At 66.9% G+C, this 14,379-nt stretch carries 16 protein-coding genes; 5 read left to right on the top strand and 11 right to left on the bottom strand.

All coding sequences use genetic code 11. The features are described from left to right. The coding region (gene tyrS, locus VB716_RS11050) for a tyrosine--tRNA ligase (RefSeq protein WP_416238105.1) at positions 1–1,006 on the bottom strand (1,006 nt) is incomplete at its 3' end. A 110-nt stretch (positions 1,007–1,116) separates the two neighbouring features. Continuing rightward, positions 1,117–1,440, bottom strand: coding sequence for a DUF1825 family protein (locus tag VB716_RS11055; protein WP_197156727.1), 324 nt, complete (start codon positions 1,438–1,440; stop codon positions 1,117–1,119). A gap of 195 nt (positions 1,441–1,635) precedes the next feature. Here VB716_RS11055 and VB716_RS11060 point away from each other — a divergent pair, with 195 nt between their 5' ends. The 5 genes from VB716_RS11060 to VB716_RS11080 all read left to right on the top strand — a co-directional run bounded on the left by VB716_RS11060 (position 1,636) and on the right by VB716_RS11080 (position 5,754). Beyond that, on the top strand, positions 1,636–2,334 hold the full coding sequence (locus VB716_RS11060) for a response regulator transcription factor (protein WP_323270500.1): 699 nt from the start codon (positions 1,636–1,638) through the stop codon (positions 2,332–2,334). A gap of 87 nt (positions 2,335–2,421) precedes the next feature. Continuing rightward, positions 2,422–3,249, top strand: coding sequence for a hypothetical protein (locus tag VB716_RS11065; RefSeq protein ID WP_322758441.1), 828 nt, complete (start codon positions 2,422–2,424; stop codon positions 3,247–3,249). After that, a complete protein-coding gene (locus tag VB716_RS11070) occupies positions 3,246–3,887 on the top strand; it encodes a GIY-YIG nuclease family protein (RefSeq protein WP_322758440.1) in 642 nt (213 codons plus the stop codon). Before VB716_RS11065 ends, VB716_RS11070 begins: the two co-directional genes overlap by 4 nt. 50 nt (positions 3,888–3,937) lie before the next feature. After that, the gene (locus VB716_RS11075; RefSeq protein WP_197170565.1) at positions 3,938–5,446 is read left to right on the top strand and encodes a leucyl aminopeptidase; all 1,509 of its coding nucleotides are present in this window, start codon (positions 3,938–3,940) and stop codon (positions 5,444–5,446) included. 32 nt (positions 5,447–5,478) lie between these two features. Beyond that, entirely contained in the window at positions 5,479–5,754 is a 276-nt protein-coding gene (locus tag VB716_RS11080) for a hypothetical protein (protein WP_197156735.1), read from the top strand. A 66-nt stretch (positions 5,755–5,820) separates the two neighbouring features. On the opposite strand, the gene VB716_RS11085 is transcribed toward VB716_RS11080, so the two are convergent. The 9 genes from VB716_RS11085 to VB716_RS11125 form a co-directional block, all read right to left on the bottom strand. Then, positions 5,821–6,027, bottom strand: coding sequence for a hypothetical protein (locus VB716_RS11085; RefSeq protein WP_197156737.1), 207 nt, complete (start codon positions 6,025–6,027; stop codon positions 5,821–5,823). A gap of 88 nt (positions 6,028–6,115) precedes the next feature. Continuing rightward, the gene (gene msrA, locus VB716_RS11090) at positions 6,116–6,685 is read right to left on the bottom strand and encodes a peptide-methionine (S)-S-oxide reductase MsrA (RefSeq protein WP_323270505.1); all 570 of its coding nucleotides are present in this window, start codon (positions 6,683–6,685) and stop codon (positions 6,116–6,118) included. 148 nt (positions 6,686–6,833) lie between these two features. After that, on the bottom strand, positions 6,834–8,042 hold the full coding sequence (gene lpxB / locus VB716_RS11095; RefSeq protein WP_323270501.1) for a lipid-A-disaccharide synthase: 1,209 nt from the start codon (positions 8,040–8,042) through the stop codon (positions 6,834–6,836). Then, the gene (lpxA, locus tag VB716_RS11100) at positions 8,042–8,863 is read right to left on the bottom strand and encodes an acyl-ACP--UDP-N-acetylglucosamine O-acyltransferase (protein ID WP_231597999.1); all 822 of its coding nucleotides are present in this window, start codon (positions 8,861–8,863) and stop codon (positions 8,042–8,044) included. The genes lpxB and lpxA overlap by 1 nt, the downstream gene beginning before the upstream one ends. Before the next feature lie 5 nt (positions 8,864–8,868). Beyond that, positions 8,869–9,297, bottom strand: a complete 429-nt coding sequence (gene fabZ, locus VB716_RS11105) for a 3-hydroxyacyl-ACP dehydratase FabZ (RefSeq protein WP_416238106.1) — start codon at positions 9,295–9,297, stop codon at positions 8,869–8,871. A gap of 58 nt (positions 9,298–9,355) precedes the next feature. Further along, a complete protein-coding gene (gene lpxC / locus VB716_RS11110; RefSeq protein ID WP_323270502.1) occupies positions 9,356–10,210 on the bottom strand; it encodes a UDP-3-O-acyl-N-acetylglucosamine deacetylase in 855 nt (284 codons plus the stop codon). Beyond that, positions 10,210–12,615 carry a BamA/TamA family outer membrane protein gene (locus tag VB716_RS11115; RefSeq protein ID WP_323246310.1) on the bottom strand — a complete coding sequence of 802 codons (2,406 nt, stop codon included), beginning with the start codon at positions 12,613–12,615 and terminating at the stop codon, positions 10,210–10,212. Before VB716_RS11115 ends, lpxC begins: the two co-directional genes overlap by 1 nt. 42 nt (positions 12,616–12,657) lie before the next feature. Next, the gene (gene purC / locus VB716_RS11120) at positions 12,658–13,422 is read right to left on the bottom strand and encodes a phosphoribosylaminoimidazolesuccinocarboxamide synthase (protein WP_197156745.1); all 765 of its coding nucleotides are present in this window, start codon (positions 13,420–13,422) and stop codon (positions 12,658–12,660) included. Further along, a partial coding sequence (locus VB716_RS11125) for a hypothetical protein (RefSeq protein WP_323270503.1) occupies positions 13,419–14,379 on the bottom strand: 961 nt, incomplete at its 5' end. The genes VB716_RS11125 and purC, both read right to left, overlap by 4 nt.

A 14,379-nucleotide genomic window follows, 5' to 3' on the forward strand; every position in this document is an offset into this window, starting at 1 on the left:
GCGCGGCATCCGCCTGGGCCTGGGCCGCCGCCTCGGCGCCGTGGCGGGCCCGGGTGATCTCCAGGGCCATCGCCCTCTGGCGTTCGCGCGGGTTAGCCGGCAGGGCGGCCAGATCGGAATCGGTCAGCAGAGTGAGGTAGGCGTCCACCACGGCATCGGGCACCTTCTCCAACTTCGAATACATCGTCAACGGATCGTCCCGCAGGCCCACCGTGTTGCCCAGGCTCTTGCTCATCTTCTGCACCCCATCGAGGCCCGGCAGGATCGGCAACAGCAGCCCGAACTGGGGCCGCTGGCCAAAGTGGCGCTGCAGATCGCGGCCCATGGCCACATTGAACTTCTGGTCGGTGCCGCCCAGCTCGAGATCGGCCTGTACCGCCACCGAGTCGTAGCCCTGCAGCAAGGGGTAGAGAAATTCATGCAGGGAGATCGGTGTGCCGGAGCCGTAGCGGTTGGCAAAATCCTCCTTGGCCAGCATCTGCCCAACCGTGCTGATGCCCAGCAACTCAATCACCTGGGGTAGATCCAGTCCCGCCAGCCATTCGCTGTTGCGGCGCACCTCCAGCCGACCCGGCGTCTCGAAATCCAGCAGGGCCCGTTCCCTCGGCTGCCCCTGACCCAGCTGTTCGAGATAGGTGCGGGCGTTGGCCTCCACCGCCTCGGCGTCAAGCTGCACCCGCGTGCTGCTCTTACCGGTGGGGTCACCGATGCGGGCGGTGAAGTCGCCGATGATCAACACGGCCGTATGGCCCGCATCCTGAAAGGCCCTCAGCTTGCGGAACAGGATGCTGTGCCCCAGGTGGATGTCGCTGCCGGTGGGATCGATCCCCAGCTTCACCCGCAGGGGACGGCCAGCGGCCTCAGCCTCAGCCAGGCGAGATCCGAGCAGCTGATCAGGATCCGTGGCACCGCCACTGCCGGCCGGGAACAGATCCACCAGCCCACGCTGAAGCCAGCCGGGAAGCGCCATGGTCTCCCCCACTGGCATGGCGCCAACCCCTTGCATGGCTTCAAACCCTGCCTCAGCCATCCTGCTCCCCGTTGCCAGACCGCGGCGGATCGTAGGCAGGCGCGGGCCGCGCTCAGGCGGACTGCGGGATCAGACGGGCTGCGAATTCAGGCCGTCTGATCGAGTTCGCGTTTCATGCGTTCGAGGGTCTGGTGCATCTGCTCAAACATCACTTCGGGGGTGAGGCCGAATTGGCCGAGCTGGGTGCGCAATTGCTCCACGGTGAGCTTGGCCTGGAAATCCTCCGAGAGCTCGAAGCGTTTCATGAACACGCGATAGCGGTCCATCAGCTCTTCCATGCGATCGATGTAGAGCTTCTTGCCAGCCCGGTCGAACTTGCCGTAGTCACTGCCCAGCTGCATCAGCTGCTGGTAATCGCTGAACAGACGCCGGGCCTCGTCCTGAACGATCTCGGAGTCGAAGAAGGCCATGGCCGAGCCCGTTGACGCATTGGCGACGATTCTGGGGTCCCCCCGTTCCCCCTCGGAGGTGCGGATCCACGCACACACAGGTTCAGCGAAACGCCACCGAGGCCTGACAGCGGCTCAAGCGCGATTCAGCATGCCGCCATCGACCAGCCCACCCAACCGTTCTGTGCCGGTCGCCGTTCAGGAGCTCCGCCACCCGTGGATTTCACCCCGCACCTGCCGCGCCTGCAGAACCCTGACCTCAGCAGCCTGGAGATGATCCGTGGCCGCAGAGCCGTGGTCGCCATGGGGAGCCCGGCCCTGCTCACGTTCTTCTGCCACTACCCCTCACAGCTGCGGATCACCGGAGCGGCCACCACCGCCCAGGAAGTTCTTGAGTTGCTGATCAAAAACAAGCCCCACGTGCTGATCGCCACCGACCATCTGGAACACGGCTGTGGCATCGACCTCGTGGTGCAGGCCAAGCAGCTCCAGGCGAAACTGCGGACCCTGCTGATCGCCACCCAACCCCAACGCAGCCAGCGCCTCAAGGCGGCGATGAAGGCTGGATGCAACGGCATCTGTCTCGAATCACGCATCGGGTTCGGCACGCTGCGTGCGGCGATCGGTGCGGTGCGCGGCGGCGGGGTCTACATCGATTCCGGCCTGGCCGATCTGTTCAGGCAGGTCCATGCCGACCACACCCCTCTGCGGCCCATCACCCAGCGCGAGACCCAGGTGCTCACCCTGGTGACGCAGGGCCACTCCAACCCGGAGATCGGCGCCCAGCTGTTTCTGTCGCCGGACACCGTGAAAAGCCATATCCAGAACCTTCGCCACAAACTGCAGGCGCGCGATCGCACCCATGCCGCTGTGATTGGCCTCTGCCGGGGGCTGGTGCCCTGGCCAGACACCTGAAGCCCGTCAGGCGAGATCAGATTCAATGACCTGGCTCGGGCAGGGGGGCCACCGCTAACTTCTGAGCCGTACCGCGCCCGGATCCGCATGGCCAAGGGCCACTGGCTCGATCCCCTGGCCCGCCGTCTGCTGGAGGCGACGGGCCAACTTCCTGCCGTACCCGAGCGTGAACCTAATTCCGGCGGCGGCATCAGGCCCCTGGGCCGGGCGCTGGACATCACAGCGGATCGCATCCGAGCCGTGGCGGCCTGGCGCACACCCGAGCAGAAGGTCTCACCAGACCACCGCCTCACCCCCGGTGACGACAAGCAAGACCTCGGCGTTCAGGAGGCAGAGCAACAGGAAGCCGTGGAGCGGGAACTACTGGCCTTGCGGTTGGCCCAGAACCCCGCCTTGCGTCTGCAGGGGGCAGACGAGGTGCGACGGGCCGCCGCCCTCGGCTGGCGGCTGGACGTGAACCGGGCCACGGCCGCCGACTGGCTGCGGCTGCCGGGCTGCAGCCCGAACCATGTGGATCTGCTGCTGCGCCTCCAGGCCAGCGGGGTTCAGCTCAGCGGCCCTGATGACCTGGCCAACCTGCTGGAGCTGGAGGCGGCCACCATGGCGGCCTGGGTCCCCCTGCTGGACTTTCGCTGGTACAGCGACGCCCCTGCCGTACCGGCCACACGCCCGCTTGAGATCAACCAGGCCAGCGCCGCTGAGCTTCAGCGCGATCTGGGGCTGAGCGAGGAGCGCTGCGGGCGCCTGCTGCGCGAACGCTCCCGGCTGCCGTTTCAGGACCTGGCCGATCTGCAGCTGCGGTTGCAGTTTCCCCCCGCCCTGCTGGAGGGCTGGATCGGCCGGGTCCGGTTCAGCCCCGGTCCCGCCGGGCCCAGTCTGTTCAAGCCCCTCAGCCAGCACCGCAAGCCGCGATGAGCAGCCGCGGCCAGCCACGCCAGGGGGAATTGTTCGCCGGCACGCCGGCCTCCATCACAGGCCTCTCGGCCGCGAACAGTCCGGCAAGACCGGACACCCTGCCGCTGTTACGCCGCCAGATCCTCGCCTGGCAAGGGGCCCTGGCGGCCCACCAGCAGCCCCTGTTCAGCGCCACCGCCGCGGGCCTGGATCCCACCGCCCAGCAGGGCCTCCTGTTCGGCCCAGCGAGTCAGCCTCAGCGGCTGGCTGGCCAGCTGGATCCGCTCAGCCTCACGCCCCAGAGCCTGTCGTTCTGGCGCTGGCCCAGCAGCTCCCACCAGGGTGCCGCCGTGTATCTGGTGATGGACCGGCCCGCCGAAGCCCCCTGCCCCCTGCTGCTCTACGTGGGCGAAACCAGCCGCGCCGACCGGCGCTGGAAGGGGGATCACGACTGCAAGAGCTATCTCAGCACCTACGGCGAGGCCCTGCGCGCCGCCGGCCTGCAACCCCAGCTGAGCATCCGCTTCTGGTGCGACGTGCCCGCCACGACCGCAGCCCGACGCGCCGTGGAGCAGGCCCTGATCCAACAGTGGCTGCCACCGTTTAACAAGGAGACGCGCGAGCGCTGGAGCACCCCATTCACCGCCCTGCAGGACTGAGAGCGCCCAGTTGAGCTGGCTACGATCGCGGCCACGCCCGTCTGATCCGCATGCAGTTTCGTTGCCTCCCCGCAACCTCCGCCACCCCCCTCGGCGACTGGAGCGGCGACACCCTGGTGCTGGGGTTGCTCGCGGGAGATGACGGGCAGCCGTTGCTCGGACCGCTGGAAGCCCTGCTTGGCGCTGGCCTGCGACAGCGGCTGGAACAACGGGCCTTCAAGGCCAAGCCAGCGGAGGTGCTCGCCTTCGAACGGGTGGGCGTCGAGCCGGCAGCCGTGGTCGTGGTGGGGCTGGGCGAGGCGGAGGGATTCAATCTCGATGGCTTGCGCAGCGCCGTCGCCAAGGCCGCCCGCACCGCGGCCGCTTCCGGTGGTCGCCACCTCGGCCTGGCCTTCCCCCTGACCAGCCTGCCGGCCGAGACAACCCCCGCCATCGCCGCAGCGGCAATGGCCGAGGCCGTGCGGCTCAGCCTCTACGCCGACCAACGCTTCCGCAGCGAGGCCGAACCCAAGCCCCGCCCGGACACGGTGACCCTGATCGGCCTGGATGACGCGGCCGATACCGCCCTCAGCCGCGTGGGGGCAGTCTGCGCCGGCGTGGAGCTGGCCCGTGAACTGGTGGCCGCGCCCCCCAACGTGGTCACCCCCCAGGCTCTCGCCGACGCGGCCTTGGCCATCGCCGAGGCCTATGGCGCCGAGCTGAAGGTGCTGGAGCGGAGCGACTGCCAGGCCCTGGGCATGGGGGCCTACCTGGGCGTGGCCCAGGGCTCGGATCTGCCGCCCAAGTTCATCCACCTCACCATCCGCCCCGAAGGCGACATCCAGCGGCGCGTGGCCCTGGTGGGCAAGGGGCTCACCTTCGACTCAGGCGGCTACAACCTCAAGACGGGCGGATCCCAGATTGAGATGATGAAGTACGACATGGGCGGCAGCGCCGCCGTGCTGGGGGCAGCGCGTGCCCTTGCCGAGCTGCGGCCCGCGGGGGTGGAGGTGCATGTGATCGTGGCCGCCTGCGAAAACATGATCAGCGGTGGTGCCGTCCACCCCGGCGACATCGTCACCGCCTCCAACGGCAAGACGATCGAGATCAACAACACCGATGCCGAAGGGCGGCTCACCCTGGCGGACGCCCTGATCTACGCCTGCAAGCTGGAACCGGATGCCGTGGTGGATCTGGCCACCCTGACCGGGGCGTGCGTGATCGCCCTGGGGGAGGAGATCGCCGGTCTCTGGTCGACCAGCGATGCGCTCGCCGCAGCCCTGCTGCAGGCCGGCCAGGTGGGCGGCGAGTCCTTCTGGCGCATGCCCCTGCGGGCTTCCTATCGCAGCGGCCTCAAGAGCCCCGTGGCCGACATGAAGAACACCGGTCCGCGCCCCGGCGGCTCGATCACTGCCGCCCTGTTCCTGCAGGACTTCGTGACCAAGGATCTGCCCTGGGCCCACCTCGATATCGCCGGCACGGTCTGGAGCGACAAGGGGCGGGGCATGGATCCGGCCGGGGCCACCGGCTTCGGGGTGCGCACTCTGGTGCAATGGGTGCAGGCGGGGGCCACCGCCTAGGTTGTAGCCCCTGAAGCCGGATTCCCAGCCCCATGGCCGCTCAGAAGATCCGCTGGTACGCCAAAGCGCAACTGGGGGTGCTGATGCTCCCGGCGGGCCTGTGCCTGTTCGGCGAAGCGGTGATCCGCAAGGGCATCCAGACCCTTGCGGCCTCGGCCAAGACTGTGGACACCATTGCCGATCCAGGCCCCTGGTTCTGGTATGGCACCTTCGGCCTGATCCTGATCAATGCCGGCGTGGGCCTGATGATCGAAAGCGGACTGCTGCGGGGCTACCCGCGCCAGCCCCGGCCTGAGCAGCGGAACTGAAGCCGCAGGGGCGGCCTGTGGACCAGGCCGCCGGAACGTTGAAGTCGACCTGGACCGTTGAACCAGTCAGGCCGCCATGGCGGCCCGACCGGGACGGGGGTTACGAAGCTGCTGCCGCAGCAACTCGGGAGATTCGAGCGCATGGATCTGCCAGCGAGCCCGCTCGCCGCAAGTGGCCAGCAGACGATCAAGATCGTCGGCCGCCTGCTTCGGGCTCTCGTAGGGCCCGATATGCCGGGTCTGCAGACCGTCTCGAATGGTCAGCAGATACATGGGCTGCTTCGGACGAATATGGCCAAACCCTAACCGCAGCAGGCCTGGATGGGAAGGGTGGAAACACCTGCCCGCCAGCGCCTGCGCTTCAGCGGGAGCTCCAGGCCGAAGAGCCACGGGCTCGCTTGCCCCACACGGCATCCAGGCGGCGGTCGCGGCCGCAGGACCAGCGGTAGTAGTTGTATTTGACCGCATTGCGATCGGCATAGTTCTGGTGGTAGCCCTCCGCCGGCCAGAAGCGCTGCAGCGGCTTGATCTCCACCTTCAGGGCCGAAACCGGCCGGCCCAGCTCTGCGGCCGCCGCCTTGAGGCTGGCCTGGGCAAGGTTGGCCTGCTCCGCCCCTTTGGTGAAGATCACCGGCCGGTAGGAATCACCGCGATCGCAGAACTGGCCGCCCTGGTCGAAGGGGTCCACATTGCGCCAGAAGGCGCGCAGCAGGGTGGCGTAACTGATGCGCCGATCATCGAAGCGCACCAGAACGCTTTCCTGATGTCCCGTGCCGCCGGCGGACACCCTTTTGTAGGTGGGCTGGGCCAGGGAGCCACCGCTGTAGCCGCTCACCGCCTCCAGCACACCTGGCTGAGTTTCGAGATCGTGCTCCAGGCACCAGAAGCAGCCTCCCGCGAACACGGCCTCCTGGGTGGCCGCCTGGGCCATTGGTGGAGCGATCGTGAGGCTGCAGCCCCCCAACACCAACGACAGCAGAACGGCAATCAGACGCACGGCGCCACAACAGGCAAAGTTCGCCTCAGGATCGCGCACGCGCAGCCGGGTTGCGGGATGCCTGAAGGCCGCTCGGATGCGTTCAGGCCGACACGGGGAGCGGCGGGCTTCCCTGGGGGATCTGATCGAGGATGGCCACGGCAGCCCGGCGGGTCACGCCCGGCTCCCCGAGGGTGCGACGCAGCCGCCCATAGCCTTCCAGGAGACGCTGGCGGGCCTCGCTGTCAGGATCCAGCAGGATCTCCGCCTCGCGGATCAACGCGTCACAGCTGAAGTCCTCCTGCAGCAGCTCCGGCACCAGACGCTCCTGGAGCACCAGATTCACCGGCGAGATGTGGGGAACGTTGAAACGCAGCAGGTGCTTGGCCACCGCGGCAGTGACGCGGCTGACCCGGTAGACCACCACCTGCGGCACCCCCCGCAGGGCCAGCTCCAGGTTGGCCGTGCCGGATTTGGTGAGGGCCAGATCGGCCGCGGCACAAAGGGCAGGCTTGAGCGCATCGGCCTCGCAGGCGGGAATGACGCGGGCCCGCAGCCCCTCACTCCTGCAGGCCTCCTCCAGCAAGGGCTCGAAGCCAGGCAACCCAGTTGACACCAACACCTGCAGATCAAGATGGCGCCGCTGCAGCTCCGCTGCCGCCGCCGCCATCTCCGGTAGCAGGTAGCGCAGCTCCTGGCGGCGGGAGGCGGGCAACAGCAGCAGCACCGGCACCGTCTCCGCCAATCCCAGCAGACGACGGGCCTCCGCACGGCCAGGCTGGCTGCCAAGGGTGTCCAGCAGGGGATGGCCCACCCAGGTGACCCGGGCACCGTGCTCGGCATAGAAGCGGGCCTCCTCAGGGAAGATCGCCAGAATCCGATCGCTGAAGCCGATCAACCGGGTCGTCCCCCCGTCCCCCAGTCGAAACGCCCACTCCTGGGGAGCGATGTAATAGGTGATCGGCACCTGGGGCCTGTCGCGCTTGAGCCGCAGGCCCAGATTCACGTTGGCACCCATGTAATCGATCAGCACCACACCATCGAGGGGATGGAGACGAAGCCACTGCCGAAGGCGATGCTGCAGACGCAGGGTGGGCCAGATCAGCGGCACCGCCTCCCACAGCCCGATCGCGCCGAGAGAGGCAGTATCCGCCAACAGCTTGGCACCGGCGCGGCGCATGCGGTCACCACCGAGGGCCACGATCTCGAGCTCAAGCCCTCGTTCAGCAGCCTCCTGATGCAGGGCCTGGATCAACAGCGACCCCTGCAGATCGCCAGACACCTCCCCGGTGCTGATCAACAGACGCGTCATCAGCGCTGCGCCGGCAGGGGGCCGCGGCGGCCCGGGCCGATCGAGGCCTCCAGGAAGTCGCAGAGTTCCCTTGGCGCCCCCAGCAGGGAGAGCTGCCGCGCAGCCTTGAGGGCCTCCGCCAGCACCCGATCGCTGCGGTAGATCAGGGTCCAGATCTCCTGGAGCTGCCGCAGCTGAGCACCGTCGTCGTGATCAGCCAGGCCACTGCGCCGCAGGCCGACACGATTGAGACCGCGCACCCGACCGGGATGTCCCTCCACCATCATGAAGGGCGGCACATCCCTGTCGATGCGGCTCATGCCACCCACCATGGCGAGCTTGCCGATGTGCACGAACTGGTGGATGCCGAGCACGCCGCCGATCACGGCCCGATCGCCGATCTCCACATGACCGGCCACGGCCACACCATTGGCGATCACGATCCGGTCCCCAAGCACGCAGTTATGGCCGATGTGGCTGTACGCCATCAGCAGGTTGCCGCTGCCGAGACGGGTGCATTCCTGGCCCGCCGTGGCGCGGTTGATGGTGACGCACTCCCGGATGGTGTTGTCGTCACCCATGACCACCTCGGTGGGGTCGCCGGAGTACTTGAGGTCCTGGGGCTCGAGGCCGATGCAGGCACCGGGGAAGATGCGGTTGCGAGCTCCCAGCCGCACCCGTCCGTCGATCACCACGTGGGGACCGACGCGGCAACCCTCGCCGAGCTGCACGTCCGGACCGATCACGGCATAAGGACCGATCTCGACCCCTTCCCCCAACTGGGCCCGGGGATCCACCACGGCCGTGGGATGGACCAATGTCGCCATGGCTGAGCTGGTCATGCCGATCAGTCCACCAAGGAGAACATCAGTTCACCGGAACAGACAAGTTCACCATCGACCGTGGCCTCAGCGCGCACCTTGCCGAAACGCTTGCGCTTCAGGGCCAGCAGTTCGCAGGTGATGCGCAGCTGATCGCCGGGAACCACAGGCCTGCGGAAGCGCACACCATCAATGCCGGCGAACACGAACAGCCCCTTGGGCAGATCCGGCATCTGGGTGACGATCAGGCCACCCACCTGGGCCATGGCCTCCACGATCAGCACCCCGGGCATCAGCGGGCGCCCGGGGAAGTGCCCTTGAAACTGGGGCTCATTGATCGTGACGTTCTTGATCGCCACGGCTCGTCGGCCGGGTTCGTGCTCGATGACGCGATCCACCAGGGCAAAGGGATAGCGGTGCGGCAGCAGACCCTGGATCTGCTCGCTGCCGAGCACAACGGACGTGGAGGCGAGAGCGGACAAGGAGGGAAGGAGCAGCGGGCGTGAGAATGGATCAGGCGGCAACGGAAACCGCCCTGGCGAGGGCGGCAGCGAGGGCCGTGTGCAGACCGTGGGAGCCGCGGTAAGCAAACACCTGGGCGCGGGGGAGTCCCGCCAGGGCCAGATCCCCCAGCAGATCCAGGAGCTTATGGCGCACAGGCTCGTCGACGAAGCGCAGCGGCGGGTTGAGCCACGTGTCGCCATCGCAGACCAGGGCGTTGTCGAGATCACCACCACGGATCAGGCCGGCGGCGCGCAGCTGGTTCACCTGATCACGGAAGCCGAAGGTGCGCGCTGGAGCGACCTCGCGCACGAACACCTCTGGTGTGAGCGCCACGGAGAACACCTGGCGACCGATGGCCGCCTGGGGGAACTCGATGGCGGCACCCACATGCAGGCGTTCGGCCGGCAGGGCCACCGCAAACCCACTGCCCTGCTGCAGGGTGATCGGCTCACGGGGCGCGGGAGCCCAGGTCGGGACCGCGACTGGGGCAAGCCCCGCCTCGGCGATCGCCTCCACCCAAGGCATGGCGGAACCATCCAGCACGGGTATCTCCTCACCATCCACCAGGATTTCAGCCTGAGTGATTCCTGTTCCAGCCAGGGCTGCCAGGAGGTGTTCCACGGTGGCGAGTCGCTCGCTGTTCAGGCGCAGGGCCGTGCACAGCTGCGTCTCACACACCTGGGAAGGATGCAGCGCCAGGCTGGGTCGCGCCGGATGCTGAAGCCAGCCAACCCGGTAACCGGGCTGCTCCGAAGGCCGCAGTCGCACACGGCCCTCAGCACCACTGTGAAGACCAACACCGGAGCGCTCGATGCTGCTGGCCAGGGTCCAGCCATGGTCGTAATCGGAAGGCCAGATCCCCATCAGAACTTCCAGCCCACACCCAGGTTGAAGCGCCAATCGCCGGTGAAATCCTGGCTGGCCACCTCCAGACGGAGCGGCCCCACCGGCGTGGTGACGATCAGGCCCGTACCGACCGAGAAGCCGCTGCCGGGTTTACTGAGCAGGCCGCCGGGGTTGCCCGGCACATTGGCCTGACTGCCGAAGGTGGTGCCGCCATCGACAAACAGCTCGCCACTGATAATGCTGAAGATCGGGAAGCGGTATTCGATCGTGGCCTCACCGAAGCTGCGGCCCACGCCCAGATCACAGTCGTAGTAGCCCCGCACCGAGTTGGAGCCACCAACACAGAAAGCTTCGTAGGGAGGTAGCTGACCAATGTTAGTGCCGGCACTGAACTGGAAGGCGAGAGCCTGCTTGCAATCGGCGGTTTCACCGGCCTTGGGGCGGCAGCCCTTATACAACTTCAGCCAGTTGACGGGGATGAAGTGGGTGTAGCTGGCCCGCACCCGATTGAAGGTGGGGGAATCGGGACCCACCGAGAAAAACTGTTCACTGGCCAGGCTGAGAAAATTCCCCGAAGTGGGATTACGGGGATCATTGAGGTTATTCATCGTGGCAGCCACGCGGACCCCAACCAACTGATTCTGGTTGGCACAATTGTAAGAGAGGCAGATAATATCGTCGGTTGGAGCCTTGCTATTGTTGTTCTGCAACGATTGCTGGGCCACACCAAACACACGCGAATCGCCTGAGAAGTTGATCGGCGAGACCTGCTGGATATTGAGACCAAGCACGACACTCCAGGGAGCTCGCTTGAAGGGGTTGCCTCCATTAAGCGGACGAATCACCTGGAGATTTCCACCGATCCGCTGGATCAGGACGGTGTTGCCGGAGTAGTCGAACCAGCTGGTTCTCGGATCGGCATTTTCAGCGTCGTTAACTGAATCGAACGTCTTCCCCTGAGGGTTCTTCCTCGAATCGATATTGTAGGCCACCTTCGTGCCGGGAGCCTCATAGAAATCACGCACGCTAAAGATATTGCCGTTGTTCTGACTCTGGAACACCTGCGGCACATCCCGGCTGATGAACAGCCGCCCGCGGAAAGCCGTTCGGTATTTGTCACCCTTGATCCAGGGATCGGTGAACGAGATGTCAGCAAGTCCACCGAACTGGCCATAGGTGAAGTTGAAGGCCAGATCCCAGGCACGGCCGAACAGGTTGGAGTCCTGCACCTGGATCTGGCCGAACACCCCCTGGCTCTGGCTGTAGCCCAGGCCGCCCGAGAGGGAACCTGTCGACTGCTCGACAATGCCAAGCACGATCACCACCTCCCCCGGCTCAGCCGGCACCGGCTTGAGGGTCACCTTGACATCACTGAACAGGCCAGTGGCATAGATGCGCTTGATGTCATCTTCAAGATTGCGGCGGTTGAAGACATCCCCCTGCTTGAGGGAGATCTCCCGGGTGACCACCCAGGGCTTGGTCTTGCCGCGGATCGGTTCACCCTTGTCGTTGGTGGCGGAGCCCTCCTTGTTGAGGAACTGCACCTCCACCCCACCGACACTTCCCTCGCGCACCATCAGCTCCACCACCCCCTCGGGACTCACCCGACCGGGGCCGGTGATGCGGGCCAGGGAGTAACCCTGATCGGCATACCACTTCTGCAGGTCCTGCATGCGGCCCTGCAGGGTGTTGAGGTTGAGGGTCTTGCCGTAATCAGCCGCGAAGGTGTCCTGAACCACCTCCGCCGGCAACTTGGCCGTGCTGGGTTCGATGGTTACTTTCTCCAGCACCGGGTTGGCGGTGACCAGCACCACCACCCTCACCCCCAGCGGGCCATCCACGGGCTGGATCCGCACATCCGAGAACCAGCCACTGGCATAGATGGCGGACAGATCGGTCTGGAGCTCGCTGCGGGTGACTCGGCTGCCTGGGGTGGTGGCCATGGCCGCATAGGCGGCAAGTTCGAGCCGTTCGCGCTCGGGATGGTTTTCAAGGCCCTCAATCACCACCTCGCTGATCAACACGCGTGGCTCACTGGGATCGGCAGGAGCCGCGGTGGTGCCCTGCGGAAACCCAGGAGCAGCTCCGTCGGCGGGCATGGGAACCGCATCGGCGGGAAGGGCGTCGGCGGGAATCGGGAAGCCACCTCCACCCTCTGGGGTTTCGGAGCCATCCTCTGGGGTCTCGGCCGAACGTTCAGTGGGTGTTGTGGACCCTTCAGGGGTATCGGAGGACTGCGGCCGGTCCTCCTCAGAGGTCGTGGCGGCAGGCACCTGTTCCTCCTGGGCAGGCGCCACCTGAGCGATGCGACCGGCCTCCTTCACCTCAGAGGGAGGACGCTCCCCTGCGAGCACACCGGCAGGAACCGCCAGGGCGAGCGCCATCAGGGGGAGGGTGGCGGTAATGCCAGGCAGGCCTGCCATGGTGTCGGGTACGGAGCGGCCAGGCCGCAAATTGGGCTGACCTTACCGGTAGAAGCGCGGTGAAGGACAGACCCCTTGGACCCGTTTGAGGACCTCCCCGTAGGCCTCGATCACGCCACCGAGGTCGCGGCGGAAGCGATCCTTGTCGAGGATCCGCTCATCACTGGGGTCCTCACCACCGGCGCGGAGGTCCCAGAGGCGGCAGGTGTCGGGACTGATCTCGTCGGCCAGCAGCAGGGTTCCATCGGCCGCCAGGCCCAGCTCGATCTTGAAATCCACCAACTGCAGATCTGCCTCGAGGAACAGGGTCAACAGGACGTCGTTGATGCGACGGGCCAGAGCTTCGATCGCCCGGCGCTGCTCGGGAGTCACCAACTCCAGCCGTTCCAGCCGGGCTTCGGTGAGCAGGGGATCACCCAGGGCATCGTCCTTGTAATAGAGATCCAGCAGGGCCGGTTGCAACGGCGTGCCAGCCGCGATCGGCATCTGCCGGCACAGCGAACCGGCGGCCAGGTTGCGGAGCACCACTTCCAGCGGGATCACATCAACCGGCCGCACCAGCATCCAGCGGTCTTCACCCACGCCGCGGTAGTGGGTCGGAATCCCGGCCGCGTCCAGCCGCTCGAAGATCAGGGCCGAGATGCGGCAGTTGAGCGAGCCCTTGCCCTGCAGGGAGGCTTTTTTCTGGGCGTTGAACGCCGTGGCGTCGTCCTTGAACTCGACCGCGACCAGATCGGCCTGGTCGGTGGCAAACACCCGTTTGGCCTTGCCTTCGTGCAACAGGGCCCCGAGGGAGTAGGCAGTCATGGCTGGGGAACAGCGGGCTCAGCCGGATCCTGCCCGGTCGCCGGGACAGGATTCGGCTGGACTGCTGCGGCTGGAGAGGTGGTCGTCGGCTGGTGCCCTCCCGGATCGCGAGGGGAACGCAGCTGGCGCTCCAGCTGGCGGCTGCGGTCGCTGGCGGCGGGATCCTGGCGGCGCAGGAGCCATTCGCCATAGGCGTCGTCGATGCGGCCACTGAGGCGCAGCCGCCGTTCAATCGCACGGCTGGGATCGCCACCCGGCTCTGCCTGAAGCCTGGCCTGATCATCGAGCAGCTGGGTCACCAGCCCCCAGGCCCCCGCCGCCGCCGCCTGCTCCAGGGCCCGCTCGTACAAACTGTCCCGCTCCGCCAGGGGAAGGGTCTCGAGCAGGGCAGCGGCCTGTTGCAGCCGCGACGCGGTGGCAACGCCAGGCACCCGCGAGGCCAGCAGCACCTCGGCGGCCTGGCGGCGACGTCCCTGGGCGATGTAGTGCTCGGCCAGCTGATCCAGAGCCACGCGGGTGGTGGTGGTGCCGTCCGCGGCCTGTTTCACCGGCAGCAGCACGGCCTCGAGGCGAGCCGCATCACCGGCCGCCAGCCGCCAGAGGGCCTCGGCGGCGCGGCGGTGATCCAGGCCAGCGTTGGCGGCGCGCCACTGCAGCAGGAGCCACTGCTGCCGTTCGCCACCGGCAGCGGGTCCGAAGCGATCCAGCACCGCCAAAGCCTGCTGGGGGGCCCGGCAGCTGATCAGCACATGGGCGTTGGCCAGCACCACCGCCAGGGGCTGAGGCGCCGGATGGAGGGTCATCAAGCGGGTGTGAAGCTGGCGCACCCGCGCATCGTCCCCCAGATCCAGCAGGGTGAGACAGGCCTGCTCGATCTGCTCGAGGCTGCCCTTCTCCAGCAGCAAGGCAAAGACCTCGGGCGGGTAGGGGTGGGGAGGCACCCCAGGGGTGGCAGCA

This window comes from Synechococcus sp. CCY9201 (assembly GCF_034931105.1).
Lineage (GTDB): Bacteria > Cyanobacteriota > Cyanobacteriia > PCC-6307 > Cyanobiaceae > CBW1002.

What these genes read in the sequence shown, in the direction of transcription:
- VB716_RS11115 (WP_323246310.1), bottom strand. Translation starts at nt 12,615, where the DNA reads ATGGCAGGCCTGCCTGGCATTACCGCCACCCTCCCCCTGATGGCGCTC.
- purC (WP_197156745.1), bottom strand. Translation starts at nt 13,422, where the DNA reads ATGACTGCCTACTCCCTCGGGGCCCTGTTGCACGAAGGCAAGGCCAAA.
- VB716_RS11070 (WP_322758440.1), top strand. Translation starts at nt 3,246, where the DNA reads ATGAGCAGCCGCGGCCAGCCACGCCAGGGGGAATTGTTCGCCGGCACG.
- lpxB (WP_323270501.1), bottom strand. Translation starts at nt 8,042, where the DNA reads ATGACGCGTCTGTTGATCAGCACCGGGGAGGTGTCTGGCGATCTGCAG.
- VB716_RS11080 (WP_197156735.1), top strand. Translation starts at nt 5,479, where the DNA reads ATGGCCGCTCAGAAGATCCGCTGGTACGCCAAAGCGCAACTGGGGGTG.
- VB716_RS11075 (WP_197170565.1), top strand. Translation starts at nt 3,938, where the DNA reads ATGCAGTTTCGTTGCCTCCCCGCAACCTCCGCCACCCCCCTCGGCGAC.
- VB716_RS11085 (WP_197156737.1), bottom strand. Translation starts at nt 6,027, where the DNA reads ATGTATCTGCTGACCATTCGAGACGGTCTGCAGACCCGGCATATCGGG.
- msrA (WP_323270505.1), bottom strand. Translation starts at nt 6,685, where the DNA reads ATGGCCCAGGCGGCCACCCAGGAGGCCGTGTTCGCGGGAGGCTGCTTC.
- lpxC (WP_323270502.1), bottom strand. Translation starts at nt 10,210, where the DNA reads ATGGGGATCTGGCCTTCCGATTACGACCATGGCTGGACCCTGGCCAGC.
- VB716_RS11055 (WP_197156727.1), bottom strand. Translation starts at nt 1,440, where the DNA reads ATGGCCTTCTTCGACTCCGAGATCGTTCAGGACGAGGCCCGGCGTCTG.
- lpxA (WP_231597999.1), bottom strand. Translation starts at nt 8,863, where the DNA reads ATGACCAGCTCAGCCATGGCGACATTGGTCCATCCCACGGCCGTGGTG.
- VB716_RS11065 (WP_322758441.1), top strand. Translation starts at nt 2,422, where the DNA reads ATGGCCAAGGGCCACTGGCTCGATCCCCTGGCCCGCCGTCTGCTGGAG.